General features: G+C 58.3%; 4 protein-coding genes and 1 pseudogene. 1 reads left to right on the plus strand and 4 read right to left on the minus strand.

Translation table 11 applies throughout. From position 1 onward, the window contains the following. Positions 1–252 (plus strand): annotated as a pseudogene (gene rpsT, locus ACIP66_RS28240) (30S ribosomal protein S20); the annotation flags it as partial. Between the two features lie 183 nt (positions 253–435). On the opposite strand, the gene ACIP66_RS28245 reads toward rpsT, so the two are convergent. The 4 genes from ACIP66_RS28245 to ACIP66_RS28260 all read right to left on the minus strand — a co-directional run. Further along, positions 436–903, minus strand: a complete 468-nt coding sequence (locus ACIP66_RS28245) for a CreA family protein (RefSeq protein WP_053123976.1) — start codon at positions 901–903, stop codon at positions 436–438. A 10-nt stretch (positions 904–913) separates the two neighbouring features. After that, positions 914–2,032, minus strand: coding sequence for a glutamate 5-kinase (gene proB, locus ACIP66_RS28250; RefSeq protein ID WP_053123978.1), 1,119 nt, complete (start codon positions 2,030–2,032; stop codon positions 914–916). Positions 2,033–2,169: 137 nt separating this feature from the next. Continuing rightward, complete coding sequence (gene cgtA, locus ACIP66_RS28255; protein WP_053123980.1) at positions 2,170–3,393, minus strand: Obg family GTPase CgtA; 1,224 nt, start codon at positions 3,391–3,393, stop codon at positions 2,170–2,172. Between the two features lie 193 nt (positions 3,394–3,586). Then, positions 3,587–3,730 (minus strand): 50S ribosomal protein L27 (locus ACIP66_RS28260; RefSeq protein ID WP_400652531.1); only part of this gene is annotated, 144 nt, incomplete at its 5' end.

Raw genomic sequence — 3,730 nt, forward strand, 5'->3', positions numbered from 1 at the left:
GAAAGACGTGCAAAACAGGCTGAGTAGCGTCGCAGCCACAACGCCAGCCTGCGTTCCATGGTTCGCACCTACATCTCGAATGTAGTTAAAGGCATTGTCGCATAAGACGCTGAAAAAGCTCAAGCTGCATACGTTCTGGCTGTGCCAGTTATCGACCGTATGGCCGATAAAGGCATCATCCACAAGAACAAGGCTGCTCGTCATAAGAGCCGTCTGAATGGCCACGTTAAAGCGCTGAAAGAAGCTGCTTAATCGACGTAGTCATTAAAAAACCGACCTTAGGGTCGGTTTTTTATTGCCTGTGATTTAACAAATCCAGCGCAAAACCAACTGTAGGAGTGAGCCTGCTCGCGATAGCGATGTGTCAGTCGATGCAATTATTGACTGTTACACCGCTATCGCGAGCAGGCTCACTCCTTCAGTTGGTTTGCGGGGTTATTGCTGGACGGGCACCCATGGCAGGATCGGGATCGCTGTAACAGCATTCTGCGGGCTGCCTTCGATCAGGCGATCGCTGTAGACCAGGTACACCAGCGTATTGCGTTTCTTGTCGAGGAAACGCACCACCTGCATGGTCTTGAACACCAGCGACGTGCGCTCCTTGAACACCTCATCGCCATCCTTCAGATCGCCATTGAACTTGATCGGGCCGACCTGACGACAGGCGATCGACGCTTCTGCGCGATCTTCAGCCAGACCCAAACCACCCTTCACCCCGCCAGTCTTGGCGCGCGACAGGTAGCAGGTCACGCCTTCGACCTTCGGATCATCAAACGCTTCGACCACGATCCGGTCGTTCGGGCCGACGAATTTGAACACTGTCGACACCTGACCGATTTCCTCGGCCGAGGCCAGCAATGGCATCGCCATCAGCAGGCCCAACAATCCTTTTGCTAAACGCATCGAGTTTTCCTTACACCAGGATCAGGTTGTCACGGTGAACCAGTTCTGGCTCCGCCATGTAACCGAGCAAACCGACAATCGCATCCGACGACTGACCGATGATTTTTTGTGCTTCCAGCGCGCTGTAGTTGGCCAGGCCACGAGCGATCTCACGACCGTCCGGCGCCACGCACACCACCATCTCACCGCGACGGAAGCTACCCTGCACCAGTTTCACGCCGACCGGCAGCAGGCTTTTGTTACCTTTGGACAGCGCCGACACCGCACCATCGTCCAGCACCAGCGTGCCGCGCGTTTGTAGATGGCCGGCCAGCCATTGCTTGCGCGCCGCGAGCATGCCGCGCTCAGGCGACAGCAAGGTGCCGATGCGCTCGCCCGCTTTCAGGCGATCAAGCACGCGCTCGAGACGCCCGCCAACGATGATGGTGTGCGCACCGGAACGCGCCGCCAGACGCGCCGCGCGCAGCTTGGTCTGCATGCCGCCACGCCCCAACGCACCGCCGGTACCACCGGCAACCGCGTCGAGACTCGGATCATCGGCGCGCGCTTCGTAAATCAGCTGCGCATCCGGATTGTTGCGCGGATCGGCGTCGAACATGCCGTCGCGGTCGGTAAGGATCACCAGCAGATCCGCTTCGACCAGGTTGGCCACCAGCGCCGCCAGCGTGTCGTTGTCGCCAAAACGGATTTCGTCAGTCACCACGGTGTCGTTTTCGTTGATCACCGGAATGACTTTCAGCTCGACCAGCGCACGCAAGGTACTACGGGCATTGAGGTAGCGCTTGCGGTCGGACAAGTCGTCGTGAGTCAGGAGAATTTGCGCCGTGTGCCGGCCATGCTCGGCGAAGCTTGATTCCCACGCCTGCACCAAACCCATCTGACCGATCGCGGCGGCCGCCTGGAGCTCGTGCATCGCGCTGGGTCGCGCGGTCCAGCCCAAACGGCTCATACCGGCCGCCACTGCCCCGGAGGACACCAACACCAGCTCGACGCCCGCTTCATGCAGCGCCACCATTTGCTCAACCCAGACACTCATAGCCGCGCGATCCAGCCCTTTGCCATCTGCTGTCAGCAAAGCGCTGCCGATCTTCACGACCCAACGCTGCGCACCTGTCACCTTGCTCCGCATCATCTTCAACCTTAGCTTGAGGGCAGCGCGACCCAGCGCCGCCCGTGACGTTATTCGTGGCTATGCCTTACCAACGATCGATTTCCAGATACTAAAACGCCGCTCGATTGAGCGGCGTTCAAGTTTATCGCAACGGATCAGTCACGCACGTAAATGATTTCCGGACCGTCTTCGTCATCTACATCTTCTTCGTCCCAATCATCGTCGCCGATGTCGTGAACCGACTTCACGCCGCTGCGGCGCAGGGCACGCTTGTCGTCCAGCGCCTGCAACTGGGCGCGGGCTTCGTCTTCGATGCGTTGATCGAGGTCGGCCAGCTCTTCCTTGTAAGCCGGATCAGCAGCAAGGCGATCGGCACGATCTTCCATGTAACGCATGATGTCGTGGCACAGACGCTCGGTACCGATCTTGGCGATAGCCGAAATCACGTAAACCGGGCCAGTCCATTCCAGACGATCAACGATCTCCTTGACGCGCTCTTCGTGCTCTTCTTCAAGGATCTGGTCGCACTTGTTCAGTACCAGCCAGCGATCACGCTCGGCCAGGGACGGGCTGAACTTGATCAGTTCGTTGACGATCACTTCTGCCGCGTCCGGAGCGCTGGCGTCATCCAGCGGCGCCATGTCGACGAGATGCAGCAGCAGACGCGTACGCGCCAAGTGCTTGAGGAAGCGAATACCCAGACCGGCACCATCAGAAGCGCCTTCGATCAGACCCGGAATGTCCGCAACAACGAAGCTCTTCCAACGATCGACGCTGACCACACCGAGGTTTGGCACCAGCGTGGTGAACGGGTAGTCGGCAACTTTCGGCTTGGCCGCCGACACCGAACGGATAAAAGTACTTTTACCGGCGTTCGGCAAGCCCAGCAGGCCAACGTCAGCCAGTACTTTCATTTCCAGTTTCAGGTCGCGCTGCTCACCCGGCTTACCCGGCGTGGTTTGACGCGGCGCACGGTTGGTACTGGATTTGAAACGGGTGTTGCCCAGACCGTGCCAGCCGCCCTGCACAACCATCAACTTCTGACCAGCCTTGGTCAGGTCGCCGATGACTTCCTGAGTGGCGGAGTCGATCACTGTGGTGCCAACCGGCACACGCAGGATCAGGTCTTCGCCCTTCTTGCCGGTGCAGTCAGTGCTGCCACCGTTGGAACCGCGCTCGGCATCGAAGTGCCGGGTGTAACGGTAGTCGACCAGGGTGTTGAGGTTTTCGTCAGCCATCATGTAGATGGAACCGCCGTCACCGCCATCACCACCGTTCGGGCCACCGTTTTCGATGAATTTTTCCCGACGGAAACTCATGGCACCGTTGCCACCGTCACCGGCCTTTACGCGAATCGATACTTCATCAACAAACTTCATAACCAACGCCTCTCGCCGTACGGACGAGCCGAAAAACAATCAAGACATAAGACTCTTGCAAAAATGAGCGCAGCGACCCCAAAACACGACCTGCATCGCACGCCGACAGCCCATACAAACAGTTTTGCAAGAGACTCACCCCACAAACGAAAAAGCCCCGTCGCGAGACAGGGCTTTTCCAGCGATTGCGCAATTAAGCTGCGACAACGCTCACGTAACGGCGGTTGAACGCGCCCTTTACTTCAAACTTGATCACGCCTTCGATTTTCGCGAAGAGGGTGTGATCTTTACCCATGCCAACGCCGTAGCCAGCGTGGAATTGGGTGCCGCGCTGACG

The sequence above is a fragment of the Pseudomonas sp. NPDC088429 genome (assembly GCF_044753305.1).
Lineage (GTDB): Bacteria > Pseudomonadota > Gammaproteobacteria > Pseudomonadales > Pseudomonadaceae > Aquipseudomonas > Aquipseudomonas rustica.